The organism is uncultured Selenomonas sp. (genome assembly GCA_905372355.1).
Classification (GTDB): domain Bacteria; phylum Bacillota; class Negativicutes; order Selenomonadales; family Selenomonadaceae; genus Selenomonas.
In genome coordinates this window covers 95,216-120,706 of the sequence record CAJPOT010000003.1, presented here as the reverse complement: position 1 = coordinate 120,706, position 25,491 = coordinate 95,216, and the positions used below count along the sequence as shown (strand labels likewise).

14 protein-coding genes are annotated in these 25,491 nt (G+C 58.5%); 10 read left to right on the top strand and 4 right to left on the bottom strand.

Going from position 1 to position 25,491, the window contains the following annotated elements; translation table 11 throughout:
• The first annotated feature begins 11 nt into the window (after positions 1-11).
• From QZ177_RS02600 to addA, 4 genes are all read left to right on the top strand, one after another.
• Positions 12-800 carry a protein-glutamate O-methyltransferase CheR gene (locus QZ177_RS02600; protein WP_009646228.1) on the top strand — a complete coding sequence of 263 codons (789 nt, stop codon included), beginning with the start codon at positions 12-14 and terminating at the stop codon, positions 798-800.
• Between the two features lie 36 nt (positions 801-836).
• Positions 837-1,805: a phenylacetate--CoA ligase family protein gene (locus tag QZ177_RS02595; protein ID WP_294175431.1), complete on the top strand. Its 969-nt coding sequence runs from the start codon at positions 837-839 to the stop codon at positions 1,803-1,805.
• Between the two features lie 86 nt (positions 1,806-1,891).
• Positions 1,892-5,326, top strand: a complete 3,435-nt coding sequence (gene addB / locus QZ177_RS02590; protein ID WP_294175430.1) for a helicase-exonuclease AddAB subunit AddB — start codon at positions 1,892-1,894, stop codon at positions 5,324-5,326.
• Entirely contained in the window at positions 5,323-9,078 is a 3,756-nt protein-coding gene (gene addA / locus QZ177_RS02585; RefSeq protein WP_294175429.1) for a helicase-exonuclease AddAB subunit AddA, read from the top strand. Before addB ends, addA begins: the two co-directional genes overlap by 4 nt.
• Before the next feature lie 100 nt (positions 9,079-9,178).
• Here addA and QZ177_RS02580 read toward each other — a convergent pair whose 3' ends face one another.
• Genes QZ177_RS02580 through QZ177_RS02570 form a run of 3 tightly spaced genes read right to left on the bottom strand, consistent with a single transcriptional unit; the run spans position 9,179 to position 11,856 of the window.
• Positions 9,179-10,639 carry an MATE family efflux transporter gene (locus tag QZ177_RS02580; protein WP_294175428.1) on the bottom strand — a complete coding sequence of 487 codons (1,461 nt, stop codon included), beginning with the start codon at positions 10,637-10,639 and terminating at the stop codon, positions 9,179-9,181.
• An 11-nt stretch (positions 10,640-10,650) separates the two neighbouring features.
• A complete protein-coding gene (locus tag QZ177_RS02575; RefSeq protein WP_006190798.1) occupies positions 10,651-10,881 on the bottom strand; it encodes a hypothetical protein in 231 nt (76 codons plus the stop codon).
• A gap of 21 nt (positions 10,882-10,902) precedes the next feature.
• Positions 10,903-11,856, bottom strand: coding sequence for a magnesium transporter CorA family protein (locus QZ177_RS02570; protein ID WP_009646203.1), 954 nt, complete (start codon positions 11,854-11,856; stop codon positions 10,903-10,905).
• A gap of 364 nt (positions 11,857-12,220) precedes the next feature.
• Between QZ177_RS02570 and QZ177_RS02565 the strand changes: the two genes are divergently transcribed.
• From QZ177_RS02565 to QZ177_RS02550, 4 genes are read left to right on the top strand one after another with little or no spacing between them, the layout of a single operon-like run.
• A complete protein-coding gene (locus QZ177_RS02565) occupies positions 12,221-16,474 on the top strand; it encodes a 2-hydroxyacyl-CoA dehydratase (RefSeq protein WP_294175427.1) in 4,254 nt (1,417 codons plus the stop codon).
• Between the two features lie 17 nt (positions 16,475-16,491).
• Positions 16,492-17,733, top strand: coding sequence for a DUF445 domain-containing protein (locus tag QZ177_RS02560; RefSeq protein WP_294175426.1), 1,242 nt, complete (start codon positions 16,492-16,494; stop codon positions 17,731-17,733).
• Positions 17,733-19,028, top strand: coding sequence for a DUF445 family protein (locus tag QZ177_RS02555; RefSeq protein WP_294175425.1), 1,296 nt, complete (start codon positions 17,733-17,735; stop codon positions 19,026-19,028). The genes QZ177_RS02560 and QZ177_RS02555 overlap by 1 nt, the downstream gene beginning before the upstream one ends.
• 18 nt (positions 19,029-19,046) lie before the next feature.
• Positions 19,047-20,585 carry a tetratricopeptide repeat protein gene (locus QZ177_RS02550; RefSeq protein WP_294175424.1) on the top strand — a complete coding sequence of 513 codons (1,539 nt, stop codon included), beginning with the start codon at positions 19,047-19,049 and terminating at the stop codon, positions 20,583-20,585.
• 37 nt (positions 20,586-20,622) lie between these two features.
• On the opposite strand, the gene speD is transcribed toward QZ177_RS02550, so the two are convergent.
• Positions 20,623-21,090: an adenosylmethionine decarboxylase gene (gene speD / locus QZ177_RS02545; protein WP_009646234.1), complete on the bottom strand. Its 468-nt coding sequence runs from the start codon at positions 21,088-21,090 to the stop codon at positions 20,623-20,625.
• Positions 21,091-21,226: 136 nt separating this feature from the next.
• Between speD and QZ177_RS02540 the strand changes: the two genes are divergently transcribed.
• Together QZ177_RS02540 and QZ177_RS02535 are read left to right on the top strand one after the other, a co-directional pair.
• Positions 21,227-22,021 carry a 5'-methylthioadenosine/S-adenosylhomocysteine nucleosidase gene (locus QZ177_RS02540; RefSeq protein ID WP_294175423.1) on the top strand — a complete coding sequence of 265 codons (795 nt, stop codon included), beginning with the start codon at positions 21,227-21,229 and terminating at the stop codon, positions 22,019-22,021.
• A gap of 66 nt (positions 22,022-22,087) precedes the next feature.
• Positions 22,088-25,483, top strand: coding sequence for a DNA polymerase III subunit alpha (locus QZ177_RS02535; RefSeq protein WP_294175422.1), 3,396 nt, complete (start codon positions 22,088-22,090; stop codon positions 25,481-25,483).
• The last annotated feature ends 8 nt before the right edge of the window (positions 25,484-25,491 follow it).

Sequence of the window (25,491 nt, the reverse complement as noted above, 5' to 3'; positions counted from 1 at the left end):
GTAAAAGGAATATGTTGGACGATCAGGATTGGGGCGCATTTAAGCGGAAGCTCAAGGCGAAGACGGAGATCGACCTTGATCTCTACAAGGAGCCGCAGATGAAGCGGCGTATCGGCAGTCTTGTGACGCGCAAGGGCTACGATTCGTATACGAAGTATTTCGATATGGCGACGCAGGACAAGACGGAGTTTGACGCCTTCATCGAATATCTGACGATCAACGTCTCGGAGTTCTTCCGCACGCCGGAGAAGTTCTCGAAGCTTGAGACGGACGTCATTCCCGATTTGTTGACGCGCTCGCCCAAGCTCAATATCTGGAGCGCGGGCTGCTCCATTGGCGCTGAGCCGTATTCTCTGGCGATGATCTTGAAAGAGATGACGCCGGGCAAGCAGCATCGCATCCTCGCGACGGATCTCGACGTCGAGATCATTGCCAAGGCGAAGAGGGGCGTCTACACGGACAACGAGCTCAAGTGCGTCGAGAGTCCGCGCCTCAACAAATATTTCACGAAGGGAAGCGACGGTACGTTTGCCGTGCATGAGGACATCAAGAAGCTCATCGAGTTCAAGCGTCACAACCTTTTGAAGGATCCCTTTGAGACGGGCTTCGATCTGATTCTCTGCCGCAACGTTGTCATCTATTTCACGGAGGAAGCGAAGTTCGACCTCTACACGAACTTCTTCCGCGCACTGAAGCCCGGAGGCATCCTCTTCGTCGGCGCGACGGAGGCAATTTTGAATTTCCGCAAGATCGGCTACACAAGTTACCAGCCTTTCTTTTATCAGAGACCGCTGGCGTGAGCGAGGCGACATCTTTGAGGAAAGGGGGCGGGGCAGGTGTTTGCAAACGAGAAGATCGAGTGCATGAGCCGTGATGATTTGCGGGATTTGCAGCTTGTGCGCCTGAAGAAGGCGGTTTCTTGGGCGAGTGAGAAGAGCGCCTTTTACCGCACGAAGTTTGCAAACGGCTGCGCGTCGCAGATTGAGAAGCTGGAAGACATCGAGAAATTGCCGTTCACTTCTCTGCCCGACATCCTCGCGACATCGCCGTTCGATTTCCTCACGCTTCCTTTGAGCGGTGTCCTGCGCATCAGCTGCCGCAATCATACGGGCGCTGTCGTCAAGATGTATACGAACGGCGACATCGCGAGAAACGTCGACATGTTGACGCGTGCTCTCGCAGCGACGGGCGTCCATCGCGCTTCTGTCGTCGGCATTCTCGGCGACATGTCGGACGGACAGCTGCTCGATTTGCAGATGGCGGCGGAGGTGATCGGCGCGACGACCGTGCTGCTCGGCGAGGACATGCAGTCGGCGGTCGAACTCGTGCGCCTGACGGGTATGGATACGCTCTTGGCGAGCCAGCCGCTCGTCATGCAGCTCATCGTGCACGCGCAGATGAAAAACATCGAGCCGTCGACCTTGCCCATAAAGACGGTCGTCTGTCTGAACGAGGCGATTTCGAATCCGATGAGACGCCATATCTCGGACAGGCTGCAGACGCAGGTGCATGACCTCTTCGCTTCGACGGAGTTGGGCACGGCGGGTCTTTTCTATCCGTGCGGCAAGGGGCAGGGGCATCATGTGCAGGAGGATTACTGCTACACGGAGCTCATTGAGTTCAGCGGCGCGAAAGTCATTCACGAGTCCGGACGCATGGGCGAGCTTGTCGTCACGATGCTCGCCGCAGAGGCGATGCCGCTCATACGCTATCGCACGGGGCAGGCGGTCATGCGGCTCGACGAGCCGTGCAGCTGCGGCCGTGCGTTCGTGCGCCTCGCGACGCCGTTCGGCTTGACGCGCTGAGCCGTTTGTATGACAAAAATGCCGCAGGCATCTTTTATGCCGCGCGGCATTTTTCTTTGGCACGAATGGGAAACGAGGGAGAAGATATGATCGAGTTCATCCTGGGGCGTGCGGGAACGGGAAAGACGCACGACTGCCTCTCCAGCATGGCGGAGCGCATGAAGGCAGAGCCTATGGGCAGCGCCCTCGTGCTTCTCCTGCCCGAACATGCGACGTATCGCGCAGAGCGCCGCCTCGCCGCCATGATGGCGGGTGCGGGCGAGGGATTCGTGCGCGGTCTCGTGTTCGGCTTCAAGCGCTTTGCGCGTCATGTGCTGCAGGAGACGGGTGGCGCGGCAGCCGCACGCATCACGAGTGTGGGCAGACGGCTGCTGCTGAAACGCATCCTCGCCGAAGAAGGAGAGAGCCTGCAGGCATTCGCGCGTGCGGCGAAGCAGCGCGGCTTTACAGAGACGCTGGAAAGAGCCATGGAGGAGATGCGCAGTTACGGCATCGACGGCGACGCCCTGCTGCAGGCGAAATCTGCGCTCGCTGACGATGATCTGTGCCGAAAGCTCGCGGATCTCGCGCTCATCTACAGCCGTTATCGGGAGAAGATGGCGGGACGCTACAACGATACGGGCGACATGCTCGACGCGCTTGCCGAGAAGATTCCTTCCTCGCGCCTTTTGGAGGGGGCAGAGGTATGGGTTGACGGCTTCTCTTTCTTCAATCCGCAGGAAAGAAAGATCCTGGCGGCGCTCTTCCAAAAGGCGAAGAATGTGCATATCACTCTGACGTTCGATCCGACGGACGAGGCGGCCATGCAGCGCGAGGGCAGTCTCTTCTATCGGCAGGCGCAGACCTTGCAGCAGCTGCGGCGGTTGGCGCAGGAGATGCAGATTCCCGTGCGCGTGCGCAGCTTGGAGGAGAGGCGGCGCTTTCAAAGCGATGCGCTCGCCGCCATCGAGCGCACGGCGTTTTCCTTCCCTCTCGTACCGCAGGCAGGGGCGGCGGGCGTCGCGCTCGTCGAGGCGGCGACGAGGCGGCTGGAAATGGAGGCGGCGGCTGCCGACATCGTGCGCCTGTGCCGCGAGAAGGGGCTGCGCTGGCGCGACATCGCCATCCTGACGCGCGACGAGGCTGCCTACGGCGACATGCTCGCTCTGACGCTTGAGGACTGCGGCATCCCGTACTTTCGCGACAACAAGCGTGAGGGCGTCCATCATCCGCTCGCCGAGCTCGTGCGCTCGGCTTTCGAGGTGCTGCGCGGCTGGCGCTACGATGCCATGTTCCGCGCACTGAAGACGGGCTTTTTCCAAAAGACGCGCGGTCAGATCGACCTGCTTGAAAATTATGTGCTGGAATTCGGCATTCGCGGCTCGCGCTGGACGATGGAAGAGGATTGGCATTGGCATAGCCGCCGCAGTCTGGACGAGGAAGAAGAGGACGCGACGCAGAAGGAAGCGGAGCGCCTCCGTCAGATCAATTCCTGCCGCCGCGCCGTGGCAGAGCCCCTGCAAGAGTTTGCGGCTCAGGTGAAGGCGGCATCGACGGTGCGCGGCTACGCTGAGGCGCTCTATCGTCTGCTGCTCGCGCTCGACGTGCCGCAGACGTTGGAGCGGTGGGCGGACGAGGCTGAGAAGGCGGGTCGCCTCGCTGAGTCGCGCGAGCATCGTCAAATCTGGGACGACGTCATCTCCCTGTTGGAACAGATGGCAGAGACGAGCGGCGACGAGACGATCAAGGTGCGCGAATTTGAGGACGTCTTGGGCGACGGGCTTGACGCCCTGCAGATTTCCTTGATTCCGCCGGGACTCGACTATGTTACCGTCGCCGACTTCGACCGGAACAGTGTAGAAAATGTACGTGCCATCTACATTCTCGGCGCGAACGAAGGCGTCATGCCGCGCCGCAGCCAGGAGAAGGGGTTGCTCTCCGATGCTGATCGGCTGCATTTGAAGGAGGCCGGGCTGGAGCTTCCGCAAGGCTCCGTCGAGGGAAGTTTCAACGAGAGATTCCTGCTCTACAAAGGATTCACGGAAGCGCGTGACTATCTGTGGGTTTCCTATGCTCTCGCCGATACGGAGGGAAAGGCTCTCCTGCCCGCCTCTCTGCTCGGGCAGATCCGCACCGTCCTGCCTGCCGTCTCTTTGCAGACCGTTCCGTTGGAGGGGGCGGAGCGCCGCCTCTTTGCGGGCGGTCGTCAGGCGGTGACGGCTCTGGCGGCGGCGCTGCGCAGCTACCGCGAGAAGGGGACGCTTGAGCCTTTTTGGTGCGACGTCTACAACTGGGCGTTGGGGGAGAAAAAGATGAGCATTGTCCTGCAGAAAGTGCTGCAGGGCATATTTTCGCATGCTGCGGCGGAGCTTCTGCCCAAGGAGCTGGCGGCGGCGCTCTACACGAAGAATCGCCGTCTGCGCGGCAGCGTCACGCGCTTTGAGTCATTTCGCGCCTGTCCTTTCCAGCACTTCGCACGCTATGGCCTGCATCTGGCGGAGCGCCCCGAGCATGGCTTTCGCACGCTCGACCTCGGCGTGCTGCTTCATGCGGCCCTGCGCGAATTTGGCGAGCGGCTGAAAAAGGACGGCAGACGCTGGCGCGACGTAGGTGAAGAGGAGTGCGGCGAGATCCTGCATGAGATCCTTGGCCTGCTTGCGCCGCGGCTGCAGAATGAAATCCTCTTGAGCTCGAAGCAGTACGAGAATCTCCTCGTGCGCATCGAGGAGACGGCGAAAAAGGCGCTCGTGCGCCTCATCGAACTCGATGCGGCCAGCGAGTTCCGCCCCGTCGCCTTCGAGCGTTCCTTCGGACGCGGTGCGGGCAGCCTGCCGCCGCTGACGTATGCGCTCGCTGACGGCTCTTCGCTCGAAATCACCGGACAGATCGACCGCATTGACATGGACGAGGCGGGGCGCTACTTCCTCATCCTCGACTACAAGACGGGCGCGGCATACATCAACCTCGTCGAGGTGTACTACGGTCTGAGGCTGCAGCTTCTGACCTATCTGCTCGTCGCCAGAAACCTCCTCGCGCACACCGAGGAAAAGGAACTTCTGCCCGCAGCGATGCTCTACTGCTTCTTGAAGAATCCGCTCGTCACAGCGCCCCATCGCATCGATGAGGCAGAGGCGAAGAAGCTTCTGCAGGGGCAGCTCAAGATGCCCGGCTGGGTGCTCGCGGACGCCGACGTCATACGCGCACTCGACAGCACCTTCAGCTTCACGAAGGTCGCCTTGACGAAGAAGGGCGAGATCGACAAACGGAAGCTCGATTACGTCAAGACGGAAGAGGAGTTCGCCATCCTGCTCGACTACATCGCCTACATTCTCAAGGATACGGGAAGGCAGATCCTCTCGGGCGAGGTGCGCGCCCTGCCGTACCGCCTCAAGGACAGGACGGCATGCCGCTTCTGCCCGTACATCGCCGTCTGCGGCTTCGACCCGCTCGTGCCGGGCTTTTCCTATCGGCGTCTGCAAAGCCACGAGGATGCAGAATTGATGGACAGCATGGAATTGAAAGGACAGGAGGATGCCGAATGAGCGACGCACGCAAATGGTCTGCGGCACAGCTACGGGCGATCGAGGAAAGGGGCAAGAATCTGCTCGTCGCGGCGGCCGCCGGATCGGGCAAGACCTCGGTGCTCGTCGAGCGCATCATCCGCCGCATCCTGCAAGGGGAGACGGACGTCGATCGCCTTCTCGTCGTCACCTTCACGAACGCCGCTGCCGCCGAGATGCGCGAGCGCATCGAAGCGGCTCTCGCGCAGGAAATCGCCAAGGGCACGGCGTCGCCGAAGCTTGAGCGCCAGCTGGCGCTCCTTTCCAACGCCTCGATTTCGACGCTTCACGCCTTCTGCCAGAACGTCATTCGGCGCAACTTTTCCGTCATCGACCTCGATCCGAAGTTTCGTCTTGCGAATGAGCAGGAGAGGCGTCTGTTGCAGCAGGATGCGCTCGAAGAAGTCTTTGAAAAAAAGTATGACGAAGCGCAGGAGGATTTCCTTTCCTTTGCCGCCGCTTACGGTACGGAGCACGGCGATGAAGCTCTCTATGCCATGGTATTGCGCCTCTATGCCTTTTCGTGCAGTCAGCCCTTTCCCTCGCGCTGGCTCGATTCGCTCGCTGAGAGCTTCGACCTCGCAGAGCAGCAGCGTCTTCTCGATACGCCGTGGGCGCAGTCCGTGCTCGCGCAGATTTCTTTTGAGCTTGCTGCCGGTCTCGCCGCTATCGAGCGGCTCGTCGAGAAGGCGGCGGCGCTCGGCTATGAGACGTGCCATGCTGCATTGGAGGGGGACGAGAAAATCCTTAAAGACCTGCTCGACGCCTTGGCGGCAAGGGATTGGGAAGGACTGCGGCAGGCGTTCTCTTCGTATGCTCATGCGAGGATGAGCTTCCCCAAAGGCATGGACGAGGAGGAAAAGGAGGAGGCGAAGCGTCTCTTTACGCAGCCGCGCGATCGCGTGAAACAGCGTATCAAAAAGCTCAGGGACACGTATTTTCATGCGACGGAAGAGGAGCTTCTCGACGATCTTCGCGCTCTTTCAGGCATGGCTCATGCCATCGTCGATGTCGTCAAGGATTTCACCGCCTCTTTTCAGGCGGCGAAGAAGGAGCGCGGCGTCGTCGATTTCAACGACTTGGAGCATTTCGCGCTCACCGTCCTCTGCGACAAGGATGCATCGGAGGGAGAGCTTCGCCCCTCGGCGCAGGCGCTCGCCCTGCGCGAGAAGTATGAGGAAGTCATGGTTGACGAGTATCAGGACACGAACGGCGTGCAGGAGGCGATTCTCTCCCTCGTCGCGCGTGATGACAACCTCTTTGCCGTCGGCGACGTCAAGCAGAGCATCTATCGCTTTCGTCTTGCCGACCCGCAGCTCTTCCTCAAGAAGCAGCGAGAGTATCCGACCTTGGGCGAGAAGTATGCACGCATCGACCTCTCGGAGAACTACCGCAGCCGCGCGGGCGTGCTTGCGGCTGTGAACTGGATCTTCTCGCAGCTCATGACGCCCGAGGCGATGGAGCTTACATACGACGATGCCGCGGCGCTGCACTTTGCGGCGCTCTATCCTGAAGATTCGCCAAAGAGCCTTGCGGGTGCGGTTGAGCTGCATATCATCGAGAGTGACGCCGAATCGTCTGTTGAGTCTGAGGAAGAGGACGAGGAAAAGGCGGAAACTTCGGCTGTGGCAGATGGCGGTGCAGAGACGCCGGAGGGAGAAGAGGAAGAAGAACTCAAGGGCTTCGCTCTGGAGGCGGCGTTCATCGCACGGCGCGTGCGGGAACTGATGGCGAGTGGTGCTCTCGTCGCCGATAAGGACGGCTATCGTGCGCTGCGCTGGCGTGACATCGTGATCCTTCTGCGTGCCGTGCGCACTAAGGCGGACATTCTCCTCGAAACGCTGCGCGACGCCGACATCCCCGCGTATGCGACGCTCGATGCCGGTTATTTCCAGGCGACGGAGGTGCGCGTCGTGCTCGCCGTGCTCGCCGTCATCGACAATGCGCGTCAGGACGTGCCGCTCGCGGCGGTGCTCTGCTCGCCGATCGTCGGACTGTCGGTCAGCGAACTGGCGGAGCTTCGGCTCGCCGCGCCCGAAGAGGACATCTTCGGCGCGCTCCTCGTCGTCAATGACCCTGCAGCGAAATTCTCTGCATCTTTGCGTGAAAAGGTCGACGCTTTCCTGCGGCTTCTCAAAGGTTGGCGCGACCTTGTGCGGCGCGTCAGCGTGCCCGAACTCATCTGGCAGATCTACCGCGACACGGGCTACTACGACTACGTCGGCGGCATGGCGGGCGGGCTTCTGCGCCAGGCGAACCTGCGTATGCTCGCCGACCGCGCACGCGACTATGAAGAGACGAACTTTCGCGGACTCTTCCGCTTCCTGCGCTTCATTGAGAAGATGCAGCAGATGGAAACCGACCTCTCCGCCGCACGCACGCTCGGCGAAGGAGAGGACGTCGTGCGCATCATGACGATTCATAAGAGCAAGGGACTGGAATTTCCCGTCGTCATCGTCGCGGGACTCGGCTCGAAATTCAACATGCAAGATGCGTCGCAAGACCTCCTCATGCACCGTGAACTGGGGCTTGGACTCTACCGCACGGAGCGCGAGAAGTCGCTTCGCTACTCGACGTTTGCGCGGAAGGCGGTCGCCGAGCGCATCAAGCGCGAGAGCAAGGCGGAGGAACTGCGCGTCCTCTATGTGGCGATGACGCGTGCGAGGGAAAAGCTCATCCTCGTCGGCTCGACGAAGAAGCTTGCTGCATGCGCAGAAGGCTGGTGCACTTTCGTCACGCAGACGGAGCGTGCGCTTCCCGCCCATGCGGCGCTTGCGGCAAACTCCTTCCTCGACTGGCTCGGCATGACCGTCGCACGCCATGCGGACGGCGCACCTCTTCGGGAGAAGGCCGCGCTCCTCGAAACGCGCGTCGCGCCCGAAGGCGAGGACGAATCGCGCTGGCAGGTGGAAATCGTGCCGGCCTCTGCTGTCGCGAGCGTCAGCGCCGCCGTCGCCGAAGACGACGAATTATTCGAGAAACTGCGCAGAGGAGAGCCTTTGGAAGCGAGCGAGGAAAAGGACGATGTCGAGCAGATGCTCGCTTGGCAGTACGCGCCGCACGGCGTCGATAACGTGCCGGCGAAGCTCTCCGTCACGGAACTCAAGCGTCGCTTCTCCGTCGAAGATGCGGCGGAGGAGAAGGCCTATACGCCGTTGAAAGAAGTGCATGGCAGTTCCAAGAATGTATTCAAACGCCCCGATTTCATGCAGGAAAAGGCGGGACTTTCTGCGGCGGAATACGGCACGCTTATGCACGCCGTATTGCAGCATATCGACCTCGCGGGAGACACTGGCCGTGAGGGTCTGGAAAAGCAGCTGGCGAATATGGTGGAAAAGGAGCTGCTTCTGCCCGAACAGGCGAAAGCCGTCCGCCTCGACGTCGTCGCATCCTTCCTGCAGTCGCCGCTTGGCACGCGCATGAAGAAGGCACGGCGTCTCTGGCGCGAGCTTCCCTTCAGCCGCCGCCTCGAAGCGCACCGCTTTTACCCCGAGGCCGAACCCGAGGCGCGGATCTTCGTCCAGGGCGTCATCGACGTGCTCTTTGAAGACGAAGCCGGCGCACTCGTGCTCTTGGACTACAAGACGGACAAGAACACGCGTCCCGCAGCCGTGCGAGAGAAGTACCGCCTGCAGATCGAGATTTATACGGAAGCCGTGGAAGCAATTCTAGGCCGCAAGGTGGCGGAGCGCTGCCTCTACCTGCTGCAGGACGGCAGTGTCGTGCAGCTGTAGGGAAGAGAGAATGTAGCAAGAGCTGGGAGGCAAAAAGCAAACAGCCCGACGAAAATCCGTCGGGCTGTTTGCTTTTTGATAGAAAGGCAGCGGGTGCTCTTCATGAGACGCGACACAGCGCTCTTCGGCAGCCGAGCCACAGCAGTCCTGTCATGACGAAGAAGCTGACACTGTAGGCGCTGTAGACGATGTGCATGGAGTGGATGCCGGTCATGTCCCAGCCCCAGCACCATGCGACGCGAAAGAGGCAGTAGGCGGCGAGTGCGGTCATCATGGGATAGAGGGTGTCGCCTAAACCGCGGATTGCGCCGATGTAGATCTGATTGACGCCATAGAGCCAGTAGAAGGGGAACGTGTAGTAAACGGCGTCAAGCGCATTCGCAGCGACGGCGGGATCGTCGGTGAAGAGCGCGACGAGCGCGGGCGCAGCAAGACCTGCGATGAGCGCCATGCCTATTGTCCCACCCGCCGCGAGACGAAGGCTTATGCGAAGCCCTGTACGCACGCGCGCAAGGTCATGTGCACCGACGTTCTGCCCGATGAAACTTGTGAGTGCGATGCCGAATGCAAAGAGCGGATAATAGAGGAATCCCTCGATGCGTGCATAGACGGTCATACCTGCCATAGCCGCATAGCCGAAGGAGTTGATGTACGTCTGGATGACGAGGGAGGAAAGGCTCATGAAGACGGCTTGAAGTCCCGCGGGAATGCTTGTGTTGAGGATGGGCAGGAGATGCCCCAAAGCGAAGAAGGGGTGGCTAAAGCGCAGTTTCCATGTGCCGTGGAGATGGAACAGTTTCCACAGGGCGAGCAGCGCCGCTGCATACTGCGCGAGGACGGTCGCGGCTGCTGCGCCTGCGATGCCGCAGGGAATGACGATGAGCAGCACGACGTCGAGTGCGATGTTGAGCACGACAGCGGCGGCGAGATAATGAAGAGCGCTCGTCGTATTGCCGAGCGCTCTTAGGATGGCGCTCGCTGTATTGTAGAGAAGCTGTGCAAGCATACCGTAGAGCACGGTTCGCAGATAGAGGCTCGCTGCCGGGATGAGTTCGGCGGGCGTGGAGAGTGCCGCGAGCAGCTGCTCGATCAGGATAATGCCGGCCGCCGTAAAGAGAGCGGCGAACAATGCGACGGTGATGAAGATGCTCTGTACGAGTGCGCTGAGACGCGCATAATCTTTTTCCCCGTAGAGGTGGGAGACGAGGACGCTGAGACCCGCCGAGAAGCCGATGAAGAAATTGACGATGACGGAGAGGACGAGGCTCGCCGTGCCCACGGCGGCAAGCGCCTGTGCGCCGAGCACCTGTCCGACGAGGGCGGTGTCCGCAATCGTGTAGAACTGCTGCAGGAGCTGCGAGAGCAGGATCGGCAGCATGAAGACGAACAGCTGACGCGGGATCGCCCCGCGTGTAAAATCCTGCTGATCGGCACTATGGAAGAGCAGGACGTGGAGATGGTGCAGATTGTGATGAAGAAAATCATAAGTGAGCGGATTGTGCATGCCGTAAATCCGCTCGCGATGCCGCAAAGTACGAAGTTTGCCAAGAATTTTGTCCATAAAATTCGATTCTAGCACGAGCTTTTTCCGAGCCTTGGATGTGTGCTCGGGCGCAGGCTGCGGATTCTTATGAGCCGCAGTGCTTCTTTGATGTCTACATCGTCCCGCATATCACCCATTTCGTAGACGCAGACAGGATCTTTGACGCCGATCTCGCTCGCGGGCATGTAGACGTATTCGGCGTTTTCTGCATCACCGAAGATGAGGCCGCTCTTTAGCTCGGATTCAATGAGGGATGCCATACTTGCCTCCGATTCGTAGCTTCAAAACATATTCTTGCGCCATAGGACATACGATGACGCTCCGGCGATGACGGCGGCGAGGATGGCGATGGAGAGGAATGCCGTCGAGTCGTCTGCCAGCGGGACGGGGACGTTCATGCCGAAGAAGCTCGATATGACCGTCGGAATCGCGAGGATGATCGTCATGGCAGCGAGGAATTTCATCACGAGGTTCTGATTGTTCGAGATGATGGAAGAGAAAGTATCCGACATGCGCGCGAGGATCTTGTTATAAAGTTCGACCATCTCGCGTGCCTGCTTGTTCTCAATGATGACGTCTTCCAAAAGGTCCTCGTCCTCTTCGTAGATTTTGATGATGGGCGTCAGACTTTGGTTGGAGCGCAGACGCAGAAGCTTATCGAGAACGGCGCCGTTGGAGCGCAGCGCCGCGCTGAAATAGGTCAAGCCTTTCTGTAGTTCGAGAAGGCGCAGGATGTCGCTGTTTTCCATCGAACGGCGCAGGTTCAGCTCGATTTCGTCCGAGTGTTTGTTGATCTGCCTGAGATAGCGTAAGTAGAAGGTCGCCGACTTGTAGAGGATTTGAAAAAGGAAGCGCGTCTTCTTGAATGTGCGGAAGAGCTTCGCCGTGTTCTCATTGAACTCTGAAAGAACCGGCGTGTCCTCCAAGCAGACCGTGATGAAGTAGTCCGCCGTCAGAATGATGGCGAGCGGCAGCGTATCGTAGCTGTCCTGGCCGCGCATGACAGGGACATTGGTCAGGACCATGACGGAGTTGTCCTCGACGTCCGTATGGGAACGCTCTTCGTCGTCGAGCGCGGAACGCAGAAAGTCCGGCTCGACTTCTGTGAGGTTACTGACAACCTTGAGTTCGTAGGGCGTGGGGTCGATGATGTTGATCCATGCGCCCTTTTCGAGCGTCTTGAGCGTCAGAGTCTGCAGGGGACCGCTTTCAAGGGACTTGAAGATTTTGAGCATAGACAGGGAGTCTCCTTTCGCGGAAGCTCCCCAAAGTCAAATGCAGGATGCTTTGAGAAAAAGGAGGCTTCCGAGCGTTTTCTTTTTATTTGTCGTGCAACTAGGGTGATCTCCGTCCATTTCCTCACCAGCTTTCCTTAAGACAAATACGAACAACGATTATTCTTTTAGCTTACTCCAGAGAAGAGCTTTCGTCAACTGTTTAAGTACGTTTTTGGCGTTTTTGGGAAACAATTATCCTTGAATCCAGAGAGAAAAAGCGTTAAAATACAAGAATAAGTTTGAGACTGAATCATACGTTACGGCAGGTTTTTCTGTCAGATATTTTCAGCATATACTATCCTAGATTTTAGGCGGTGAGTTCATGAATTCTATATTTGATGTGGGGATTGACATCGGCTCGACGACGATCAAGCTCGTCGTCCTCGATCATGAGAAGAAGATCGTGTACAAAAACTACGCACGCCATTTTTCCGAGATCGGCGCTTCCCTCTGCGAGAATCTGGCAAGCCTCAAGAAGATCGTCGGCGGTGAGAAGTTTTCTTTTGCATTGACCGGTTCGGCGGGCATGGGCGTCGCACAGCACATCGGGCTGCCTTTCGTGCAGGAGGTCATCGCGTGCGCTTCAGCTGTAAGGTCGCTGATTCCCGAGACGGATACCGTCGTTGAGCTTGGCGGCGAGGACGCCAAGGTGACGTACTTCGGCGATGCACCTGAACAGCGCATGAATGGCGTCTGTGCGGGCGGCACGGGTTCTTTCATCGATCACATGGCGTCGCTTCTTTCGACGGATGCGGCAGGACTCAATGCACTCGCGGAGAAGGGGAAGCAGATCTATACGATTGCTTCTCGCTGCGGCGTCTTTGCCAAGACAGACATCCAGGCTCTGATGAATGACGGTGCGGAAAAGGCGGATATTGCCCTTTCCGTTTTTCAGGCTGTCGTCAATCAGACGATCAGCAATCTCGCGCAAGGTCGCCCGATTGCGGGCAAGGTCGCGTTTCTTGGCGGGCCGCTTCACTTCCTTCCTGCGCTCAGGCAACGTTTCATCGAGACGCTGCAGCTTACACCCGAGAACGTCGTCGATGCGCCCGACGGAAATTTTTTCGTCGCGCTCGGTGCGGCGCTTTCGGAGGAGACCGAGGTCGTCGATATGGCGCGTCTGGAAGAGAGCATGGAGAAGGCGCGCGACGTGGCGGCGAAGGAGACGCGGCAGGCGGACTTCACGCTCTTTTCCAATGCGGCGGACTATGCGGCATTCAAGGAGCGCCATGACCGCGCAAAGGTGCGGCGCGGCGATCTTGCCGCGTATGAAGGGCCGATCTACATCGGCATTGACGCCGGATCGACGACGACGAAGCTCGCGGCGATCGGTACGGAGCGCGAACTTCTCTACACGTCGTACGGCAGCAACCAAGGGTCGCCGCTTCATACGGTCATTCGTGAACTGAAGGGGCTTTACGCTGCGATGAACGAAAGGACGTACATCGCGGGCGCACTTACGACGGGTTACGGTGAGGCGATCGTCAAGGCGGCGATTCACGCGGATGCGGGCGAGGTTGAGACGTTCGCCCATCTGCGTGCGGCGCAGGAGTTTTGCCCCGAGGTCACGTTCGTCATGGACATCGGCGGGCAGGACATGAAATGTTTCTTCGTCAAGGACGGCAGCATCGGCAACATCACGCTCAACGAGGCCTGTTCGGCGGGATGCGGCTCCTTCATCGAGAATTTCGCGCAGGGACTCAACATGACGGCGGGGGAGTTCGCCGCCATGGCGATGGAGTCGAAAGCGCCCGTCGATCTCGGCACGCGCTGCACGGTCTTCATGAATTCCAAGGTCAAGCAGGCGCAGAAGGACGGAGCGGCGGTCAGCGACATATCAGCAGGCATCGCTTTTTCCGTCATCAAGAACGCGCTCTTTAAGGTCATGCAGCTCAAGGATGTCAAGGAGCTTGGCGAGCATATCGTCGTGCAGGGCGGCACATTCTACAACGATGCTGTCCTGCGTTCGATGGAAAAGCTCATCGAGCGTGATGTCGTGCGTCCCGATATCTCGGGTCTCATGGGCGCGTATGGCGCGGCGATTCTCGCACAGGAGGAGGGGCTTGAGCGCTCTTCGATACTCGCTGCCGATGCGCTGGAAGACTTTTCTGTATCGACGAGTTCGTACCGCTGCAGGCATTGCGGCAATCAATGCCTGATCACCATGCAGAAGTTCAGCGACGGCGGCAAGTACTTCACGGGCAACCGCTGCGAGCGCGGCATCGGCAAGGCGAAGCGCGAGGAGCGGGAGACGGCGAACATCTACGATTACAAGTATAAGCGCCTCTTCGCCTACTACAAGCCGCTGACGGGCGCCGCCGCGCCGCGCGGTGCGATCGGGCTGCCGCGCGGACTCAACATGTACGAGGACTATCCTTTCTGGTTCACCTTCTTCACGCAGCTTGGCTACGAGGTCGTGCTGTCGGACAAGTCGTCGGCGGCGCTCTACTACAAGGGCATGGCGACGGTGCCGTCGGATTCCTTATGCTATCCGGCGAAGCTTGTGCACGGGCATATCATGGATCTCGTGGAAAAGGGCGTCCGAAAGATTTTTTATCCGTGCATCCCTTTCAATGTCATCGATGAGCAGCATCCGGGCGACAATCACTACAACTGCCCGGTCGTTGCGTCCTATGCAGAGAATATCCGTGCCAATATGGACGTGCTGCGCGAAAAGAACATCGAGTTTCTGCAGCCTTTTTTGCCGCTTGACGACAAGAAGCGCATGGTTGAGCGCCTTTTTGAGGAACTCGGCGCTTCCGAAGGTCTTTCTAAGGGCGAGATCAAGGAGGCGGCATTCGCTGCCTACGCGGAACTTGAGAACTACAAGCAGGACGTGCGCGATTACGGCGTGAGCATTCTGCGCGAGATCGAGCGCACGAAGCAGCCCGCCGTCATGCTCGTCGGCAGGCCGTACCACATTGACCCTGAGATTCATCATGGCATATCCGACATGATCGCTTCCTACGGTCTTGCCATCCTGTCGGAGGATGCCGTCTATCATCTGCCGGTCAAGGGTGCGGGACTCAACATCGTCAATCAATGGAGCTATCACGCACGCCTTTACCACGCGGCGCATTTCGTCGCCGAGCATGAAAACTTGACGCTCATCCAGCTCAGTTCCTTCGGCTGCGGACTCGATGCTGTGACGACGGGGCAGGTCAAGTCGATTCTCGAAAGCCATCATCATATCTACACGATGATCAAGCTCGACGAGGTCAGCAACCTCGGTGCGGCTCGCATACGCCTGCGCTCTTTGATCGCGGCTCTCGCACGCCGCAGGAAGACGCCGTTTCAGCCAGCGGCCGCCGAGGAGCGTCCGCGCTTCACGGAGGAGTGCCGCCGCACGCATACGATTCTCGCGCCGCAGCTTGCACCGATTCATTTCAGCCTCGTGCGTCCCGTGCTCGAAAAGCATGGCTATAAGGTTGTCGTGCCGGCTCTGCCGGACAAGGCAGCGATCGATCTCGGGCTGCGCTATGTGAACAACGACATGTGCTATCCCGCCATCGTCGTCATCGGCCAGCTGCTCGCTGCGCTGAAATCGGGCGAGTACGATCCCGATCACACGTCGATCCTGCTGTTTCAGACGTGTGGACCGTGCCGTGCGACGAACTATATGGCACTGATGCGCCAGGCTCTGAAGTATGCGGGCTATCCGCAGGTGCCTGTATTCGCGTGCTGGGGACTCGAAACGGATGCGTTCTCCCTCGACCGAAGCTGCTTTGTCGATGCGATCAAGGCGTTCCTTTACGGCGACCTGCTGCAAAAGCTGAGAAATGCGACACTGCCGTACGAGAAGGAGCGGGGAGCGGCGGAACGGCTGTATGAAAAGTGGCATGAAAAATGCCTTGCCGAGCTTATGGATGGAAGTTATTTCAAGTATGCGGACACGGTCAGGCGCATGGTGCAGGAGTTTGATGCGCTGCCTCTTGTCGAGGGGATCTGGAAGCCGAAAGTCGGCATTGTCGGTGAGATTCTCGTCAAGTATCATCCCGTGGCGAACAACCACATCGAGGAGGTCTTGATCGAGGAGGGCGCCGAGGTCGTCATGCCGGACTTTGCGGACTTCTTCCTCTACATGGCGTACGATTCCATCGTCGAGCGCGAGCTTTTTGCGGGCAGGCTCAAGGACAAGCTGTTTGCGCAGATGTTCATCAGCCTCGTCGAGTTCTTCCGCCGCCCTATGCGAAAGGCGCTGAAGAAGAGTCGTCGCTTCACGCCGCCGTACAAGATCAGCGAAACGGCACATCTCGCGAAGAAGCATGTGTCGCTCGGCAATATGGCGGGTGAGGGCTGGTTCCTCACGGGTGAGATGGTCAAACTCATCCATGAGGGCGTGCCGAATGTCGTCTGCCTGCAGCCCTTCGGCTGTCTGCCGAATCACATCACGGGCAAGGGCGTCATTCACAGTCTCCGAAGTGATTACAAAGGGGCAAATATCGTGGCGATTGACTGCGATCCCGGTTCTTCGGAGGTCAATCAGCTCAACCGCATCAAGTTGATGCTGGCCGTCGCCAAGGAGCGGAATCCGCATCGCGACTCTGCTTCAGCGAATGATGCTGAGCGGCGCTGACGGTTTCGGTGAGCGATATGGTCTTGCAGAAAAAGTATAAGGCGACGCTCGCGCTTTCTGTCAGCGTCATCGGCACGCTCGCCGTCCTGCCTATGGTCGGCAGCGGGTTCCTCTGGGATCTTCTGGAGGCGGCTTTCCTCGCCTCGACAGTCGGCGGACTTGCCGACTGGTTCGCCGTCACGGCGATCTTTCGAAAGCCCTTGGGCATATCCTACCGCACGGACATCCTGCGCCGGAATCGCACGCGCATCATGCAGGCGCTCGTCGACTATGCTGCCAACGATCTTCTGAGTGCGGCGAACATCATGGCTGTAGCGAGGAAGATCGACATGGCGCAGATGTTCGTCGCCTATCTTGAGGAGCGCGGCGGGCGCGAGCGGATCAAGGACATCTCCTTCGCCGTGCTTTTGCGTGCGGCTGAGACGATGGATGCGATGCATGTAGCCGAACGCATCTGGCCGGCGATTCGCGAGAGCTTCAAGAGCTTTCCTTTGGAAAAATTCCTGCTGCGCTTCTTCGACATGCTTGCCGAAGAGACGAATAGCGCACGCATCCTGCATGTGGCACTTCGCGCTGTGCGCCGAACGCTGCACGACGCGAAGATGCAGGAGGTGCTGCTGGAAAACATTCGTGAGCTGCGCGAGCGGTATGAAAGACAGGCGTCGCTTCGAGCGACGGTCATTCAGGCGATGGATTTGAGTGATGAGCGCTTGCGGGAAATCGCTGTGAGGCACATGGACGCCTATATCAGCTCCATGCTCAAGGGCGAGGGCGAGGCGTATGAGCGCCTTGCAGCAGAATTCCGTTCACTGCTGCATTCCCTCGGCAAAAACGATTCGCTGAAACAGGCGATTGCAAAGTGGAAGGAAACGTCCTTCGAACGGCTCGATCTTTCGGAACAGTTCGCCCTTTGGCTGGAGCGCAACGCCAAGGGGGAGACGCCCTTTTGGCGCGAACCGTTCTTTCTTCTTGTAGACGGCAAGATTGACGAGTTCATCAAGAGGAAGAGCCTGCAGAGGCGTGCGGACGCCATGTTCAAGAATCTTCTTGAAGCGGAGCTGAACGATCATCACGCCTTCATCACGCAGATGGTCAAGGCGCGGCTGGAGGATTTCTCCGATGACGAGCTCATCGCCTTCGTGGAGAGCCGCGTCGATGACGATCTGCAGATGATTCGCATCAATGGTTCCGTCGTTGGGGCGATGGCGGGCATGGCGCTTTTCCTTATCGCATACTTTGTGGAAAAGGCGGTGGGCTGATGTTTTGGCGTTCTTGGAACAAGGCGGACAAGACGCTGCTCTTTGCCGCTGTCGTATTCTTTTTGGCGCTCGCGTTGGTCATCGCATATCCGAAGAGTCTCCTGGCGCGCGGCTTTCTCGCCTGTGCCGACGCTGCGCTCGTCGGCGGCATTGCCGATTGGTTCGCCGTGACGGCGCTCTTCAAGAAGCCGTTGGGCTTCCCATGGCATACGGCGCTTTTGCCGCGCCGCCGCGAGTCCTTCATCGAAGCGTCGGTCACGCTCGTGCAGAAGGAGTTCTTTTCACGCCGCAAGATTTTCCAAGCCTTGCAGCACATCGACCTCGTCGCTCGCTTGCTTGAGTTTCTTCGGCGAGAGGATGTGCAGGAAAAGCTCGTCGCACAGTTCCTGCACTATGTGCGCAGTTTCGCCATGCACATCGATCGCGAGAAGCAGGCGAATGCCTTTGCGGACGAGATGCGCAGCGAACTGAAGCGGTCGCGTCCCGAAGAAATTTTTTCTTTGATCGGACGCTGGATGCGCGATGACGAGCGCGACCATGTGCTCGTCGCGCGGGCGGCGCAGTTTCTCGCTGAGAAGGCTGCTGCCCCGGAGTTTTCCCGAAAGGTCGAGGATCTGCTCTTCAACTATGCGAAGGGAAATGCCAGGAGCACTTGGGACAAGTTCCTGCTCGGCATTGGGCAGATCGCGGACGTCGTGAACTTCGCCGATCTCGCTCATCTCGTGCGCCATCAGGCCTTGACCGTACTGACGGAATTGGCCGAGAAGGATTCGGCGCTGCAGAAGGAATTTCTTGCAGTATGCTATGAGAAGGCGGAGGAGCTTTGTGCCGACGAGGAGTTTTGTGCCTTTTCGCTGGAGCTGCGCGACGCCATGCTCAGAGGGCTGCCGCTTGAGGAAGCGATCGAGCGAAGTTTGGCGTTTGTGCAGAAGCATTTCTTCTTGGCGCGGGGCAGGCATAGATTTGACACAGTATTGCCTCTCTTGCGCGAGAAATTTTCTGCTGTCCTCGTAGAAGAGCTGCGGCGTGCGCTTGCGCTCGTCGGCAAGGATGAGAAGATGCAGCGTGCGATCGACCGGCTACTCTACGATCTCGCGGCGCGTTCGGCGCTCGCCGCGCAGGATCTCGTCGCCGTCATCGTGCGCGACGTGCTCGCGCGTCTGACGGACGAGCAGCTCAACCATCTCGTCTACGACAAGGTGGAGCCTGATCTCCTGTGGATTCGCATGAACGGATCCATCGTCGGCGCGGGTCTGGGGCTTGTCATCTTCGTTTTGCTGCAGCTTGTCCATTGAATATAATGAGGTGATTTTGTGAAAAAAGGGATGAAGACGGCAGCTTTGGCTGCTATTCTTGCGGGTTCTGCCGCTTGGTGCGGCTGTTTGCCGGCTGCGGCTTCTGCAGTGGACGATGCGCTCGCGCGTACCCTGGGGACGTTCACGCCAGCCGCGCCTGTCGAACCGCAGAAGCCGAAAGCGGAGCAGAGGGAAGAGCAGAAGCAGGTGCAGGAAACGCAGCCGAAGAAAACGCACGAGCAAAAGCAAGAATCCGTGCGTGAGGATCGCCGTGAGCAAAAGCCTGCGTCCAATGTTGCTGCTTCGCGCGATGCAGCAAAGCCGGCGCAGATGCTGCCGAAGCCGGATGCGGGCAAGATGGCGCAGGAACTTCCGAAAAGGCAGGGGGAAGTTGCCGGACAGTCGCCGGACTTCGCTGCAATTCAGAGCGGCATTGACAGCTACCAAAAGCGCGATCTCGATGCTGCCTACAGAGAATTCAGCAGGGCGATTGCAATCAATGGAGAAAATCCGACGGCTTTCGTCAATCGCGGCATCGTCTTGCGCGATATGAAGCGCTATGGGGATGCGCAGAAAGATTTTCTTACGGCGCAGTCCTTCGATCCTCGGAATGCGCTTATTGAATTCGAGATGGGATTGACTGCGCTTGCCCAAAATGACAGTGGCACGGCGTTCGCTCACATGGATCGAGCCGTTGCCTTACAACCGGACGATATGGGGGCGCAGATGTATCGCGCTTCCTTGCTCTATCGTCTGGGGCGCTTCGATGATGCCATAGATGGCTATACGCATGTGCTCGAAAAAGCCGATGACGTTCTCAAACTGCGCGCCTATATTGAGCGCGGCTTGGCGAAGGAACAGAAGCAGGATCTTGCTTCTGCCGTGGACGATTATACGGCGGCATTGACGCTCGAAAAGGAAAATGTTCCAGCCTTGAGCCGGCGTGGTGTTTGCCTCGAGCGTTTGGGCAAGCACGAAGAGGCAATTGCAGATTTCACGCATCTTTTGGAAGGCGTGCCCGCCGATCAGGCGTCGCTCATTTATTTCAATCGTGCGGGAAGTTATCGTGCGCTCGGTCAGCTCAATGAAGCCATTGCCGATTATACGCATGCATTGGAGCATACGTCGGATGTACTTCCCATCTACATCGAGCGCTCGATTTCCTATCGTTTGATGGATCGGAACGAAGAGGCGCTTCTCGACATTGAGAGGGCGCTGGCGATCGAGCCGAAGAATGCGGATCTTCTCAACTTGCGTGCGATTGAAAAGATCCAGCTCAATGATGTTCACGGAGCGCTCGCTGACCTTGATGCAGCAATCGATCTCGAGCCGAAGAATGCCGCGTTTTTTGGTAATCGCGCGGGTGTATTGGAGAATATGGGCGAGAAGGCGAAGGCCATCGACGACTATACGGCGGCGCTTCGGTTGGAGCCGGGCAATGCCAAATTCTATTATCGCCGCGGTTACCTGTATCGTTTGTCGGGTAAGGCGGCGGAGTCTGAGAGTGACTACAAAGCGGCGACGGCGATTGAGCCGGATCTTCCCGCCTATAAGTGAGGGTGAAATAGAAAAGGCTGCCGATGGCAGCCTTTTTTCAAAAGTTCTTCTTGCGGTTGCGACGCGCGAGAAGTCGGATGACCTTTGCGCCTGTGTTGTGGATGCGCCGAAGTGGCGCGACGCGCGACTTGATCTTTGGCTTCATATCCTTGGCCTTGCCGAAGTCGCCGCGCTTGAGGAAGGTCGTGCGAATCTTTTCAGGTTTGAAGAAACTCCTAAGCCCTTTGAAGAGCGTTTCAGGCTCGGCATTCGCGTCACAGAGGAAGATATCGCCCGCCGCGTAGCGGAGTTCTGTGTAGGTGTGCAGTGCGAGATGTCCCTCCTTGAGGGCGAGGAGGACGACGAAATGACCCTTTTCAATCACCTGCGTGTCGACCTGCAGAATGTGAAGGCCCGCTTCCTCGGTGAGACGCCTCAAGGAGGCGACGGTCATCTCCATGTCGAGCAGCTTGTTTTCTTTACAGTTGTATAAGTCGGCCGTGAGATGCCGTGCGATGATCTTCAAGAGGGAATCGCTCCTTTGCGGTAAAGTCGAAAAGTTAGTCATTTCCATTATAGAGGATTTAGTTGACAATGTAAAGTTAGAGGCGTATACTATTTCGCATTTGCAGAATTTGAGAGAATTTTACGGAGGGAAGAGGATGGTAGGAGGATTGTCAGATCGGTCGGGCAAGACATACAAGGGGGAGCCGCCCTTGCTCATCCAAGGTGCGATGAGGGTGGAGACGAGCCATATAGTCGAGCAGCTCGACGCTCTGGAGGAATACCGGCTCGGCGAGTGGTACTTCGCCTCGGGCACTTATCATGGCGTGCCTCTTGCCGTTTCGCGCACGCAGTGGGGCTTGGCGAATGCGGCGGCGACGACGGCGCTTGCCATGGAGTTCTTTCACCCCTGCGCCGTCATCAATCAGGGGACGGCGGGAGCGCATGATCCGGTTCTAAAGAATTTCGATATTGTCATAGGCAGAGAGACGGTCAATATATCGGCATGGAAATCTCACTTTCGCGCACGCGGTGAGGGTGTCGATGAAGAGGCACTCGACCAGCTCGGCGTCTTTGCCTACGACAAGGAAGCGCGTCGCTTCACGCAGGAGGTCTTTCACAGAGCAGACGAGGGTCTCTTTCGGACGGCGCTCGCGCTCAAGAACTCCTACAAGAAAGGAAGCGTGACGGAGGGCGTCATCGGTACGGCGGACAGCTGGAACTGCCAAGTCGACCGCGTGCTCTTCCTGCATGATTTCTACGGCACTGCGGTTGAGGAGATGGAGGGTGACGCCGTCGCGCAAATTTGCCAGACGTACGATGTGCCGTTCCTCACGATCCGCGTCGTTTCCAATACGGTCTTTGCGGGTGACGTTGATTGGGATCTCGCTGTCGGTACCGCGCTGCAGGAATATGTTCTCGCTGTTGCCGAAGCGTATATGAAGAAGCGTTGAAGGTTCGCTCGTTTTCCTTTATAATAGGAAGAAGCGAAACATAAAAGAGTGATAGAGGAGGCTGCCATGACGAAGATTCCCTTTGCACATTTGCACGTTCATACATGCTACAGCCTTCTCGACGGCGCGAGCCGCATTCCCGAGCTTATCGCACGCACGAAGGAGCTTGGCATGGATTCCGTCGCGATCACCGATCACGGGGCGATGTACGGTGTTATTGACTTTTATAAGGAAGCAAAGAAGCAGGGAATTCGTCCGATCATCGGCTGTGAGGCGTATCTTGCACCTGAGTCGCGCTTTGACCGCACCGAGGTGCGCGGCACGCGCTACTATCATCTGATTCTTCTTGCAGAGAATGAGGAAGGATATCGAAGCCTGGTGAAACTCGTCTCGCTCGCCAATACAGAGGGCATGTACTACAAGCCGCGCGTCGACAAGGACATCCTGCGCAAGTATCATAAGGGCCTCATCTGCCTCAGCGCCTGCGTCGCGGGAGAGATCCCGCAGGCGATCCTGCGTGGTGAGCGCGAGCGCGCGGAAAAGCTCGTCGAGGAGTATATCGACATCTTTGGACGAGAGAATTTCTTCCTTGAGATTCAAGACCATGGAATCCCCGATGAAAAGACAGCATTCGCGGGTGTCATTGAGCTGGCGGAGAAGTTCGGCGTCGGACTCGTGGCGACGAACGACATCCACTATGTGCATAAAGAGGACACGGAGGCGCACGATGTCCTGCTCGCGATTCAGACGGGCAAGGGCGTCCATGATCCGACGCGCATGCGCTATGCCGAAGGGGAGTTCTACATGCGCTCGCCCGAGGAGATGCAGGCGCTTTTTCACGATCACCCGGAGGCGCTCGCCAATACGCAGAAGATCGCCGAGCGATGCAAGGTCGACTTTGAGTTCGGGCATCTTCATCTGCCGAATTTTCCGTTGCCGGAGGGAATGTCGGACGAGGCCTACCTAAAGCAGCTCTGCGAGGAGAATCTGCCCCTTCGCTACGAAAAGATCACGCCCGCTGTGCGCGAAAGGCTCGCTTACGAGCTTTCCATCATCCATCGCATGGGCTATGACAGCTACTTTCTCATCGTCTGGGATTTCATCAAGTATGCGCGCGGCGAGGGAATCACCGTCGGTCCGGGGCGCGGCTCGGCGGCGGGCAGCATCGTCGCCTATCTCCTGGGCATCACGAATCTTGATCCTTTGAAGTACGAATTGCTCTTTGAGCGGTTTTTGAATCCGGAGCGCGTGACGATGCCTGATATCGACATCGACTTCTGCTACATCCGCCGTGAGGAGGTTATCGACTATGTGAAGCGCCGCTACGGCGCCGATCATGTCGCGCAGATCATCACTTTCGGCACGATGGCGGCGAAGGGCGCGATTCGTGACGTCGGGCGTGCGCTCGAAATGACGTATGCGAGCGTCGATCGCGTGGCGAAGGCTGTGCCGTCAGAGCTCGGCATCACGCTCGACCGTGCGCTCGCCGATTCGCAGGATTTTCGCAGCATCTATGAGGAGAGCGACGAGACGAAGCGGCTCATCGACTTCGCGCGCGACCTGGAGGGGCTGCCGCGCCACTCGTCGACCCATGCGGCGGGCGTCGTGATCGCGCGAAATCCCTTGACCGACTATGTGCCCGTGCAGGTCTCCGACGGCACGCTCGTGACGGAGTACGACAAGGATCACGTGGAAGAGCTCGGTCTTTTGAAGATGGATTTCCTCGGCCTGCGCACGCTCACGGTCATCGCCGACGCTTTGAAGAACATCAAGAAGAGCCGCGGCGTCACGATCGACATCGACAAGATACCGCTCGAAGATGAGAAGACGGCAGAGATGCTCTGCCGCGGCGATACGGGCGCGGTCTTTCAGATGGAATCGGCGGGCATGACGAATCTCGTCAAGGATCTGCAGCCGAAAAGCTTCCAAGACCTCATTCCGACGGTCGCACTCTACCGGCCAGGGCCTCTGGGCAGCGGCATGGTGGCGGACTTCATCGCGGGCAGGCACGGCAAGAAGAAGGTGGCGTACCTGCATCCTTTGCTCGAGCCGATCCTTAAGGAGACGTTCGGCGTCGTGCTCTATCAGGAGCAGGTCATGCAGGTCGTGCAGGTGCTCGCGAACTTCACGCTCGGGCAGGCGGACATCCTGCGCCGCGCCATGGGCAAGAAGAAGCATGAAGTCCTGATGTCGCAGCGCGAGACGTACATGAAGGGAACGCGAGAGAACGGCATTGATGACGCTTTGGCGGAAAAGATCTTTGATCTTCTGACGCATTTCGCCGACTACGGCTTCAACAAGTCGCACAGCGCGGCATACGCGCTCGTGGCGTGGCAGACGGCGTACTTGAAGGCGCATTATCCGCAGGAATTCATGGCGGCGATGCTCACGAGCATCATGGACACGAACGATAAGGTCGGCGTCTACATCGAGCTTTGCCGCCGCATGGGCATCAAGATTCTGCCGCCCGACGTCAACGCGAGTGAGGCGAATTTCAGCGTCGACGGCGCGGCCATTCGTTTTGGCCTCGCCGCCGTGCGAAATGTCGGCGAGGCGGCGATCAAGAGTCTCGCCGCCGTGCGCGAGGAAGGCGGCGCTTTCACGTCGCTCCTGGACTTCTGCACGCGCGTCGATATGCGCACGGCAAACAAGCGCGTGCTTGAAAGTCTCATCAAATGCGGTGCGTTCGACTCTCTCGGCGCGCACCGCTCGCAGCTTCTTGCCGTCTTGGAGCGCGTCATCGACGTCGCGGCAAAGAAGCACGCGGATGCAGCGAGCGGGCAGATCGGCCTCTTCGGCGAGGCGGCGATGCAGGAGGCCGAGGACGTCGCGCTTCCCGACATCGATGAGGCAGACTCGGTGCAGCGACTCGCGTGGGAGAAGGAGAACACAGGCTTCTTCATTACAGGACATCCGCTCGATCGCCATGAGAAGAAGATCAAGAATCTCGTGCCCATCGGGGATATCTTAGACGGCAAGAAAAAGGAGCGCCAACTCGTGCGCATCGGCGGCCTCATCTCCTCGGCGAAGCGGATTGCGACGAAGAAGGGTGACACGATGTGCTTCTTGGAATTGGAGGACTACACGCATTCCGTCGAAGTCGTCGTCTTCCCAGCGGTCTTCTACCCGCATGTGAACCTCCTTGTTCCCGATGCGGCCATCGTCGTGCAGGGGCGCGTGAATTTCACGGACGACGGCGTCAAGGTGCTTGCCGACACAATTACTGCGCTCGACGATTATCGGCAGGATTATTACATCACGCTTACCGCAGAGCACGAGGAAGCGGCTGCGCTCGATGCGCTCTACGGCATTTTCGCGATGCACAGGGGCGATCATGTCGTCTTTTTGAATCGGAAGGGACGTTGGCAGAAGTTGGAGCCGCAGTATTGGCTCGACGCATCTCCTGCCGTCGTGCAGGAAATCGAGGCCTTGCTCGGCAAAAACTCGGTGCTGCAGAGATAGCGCCGAAG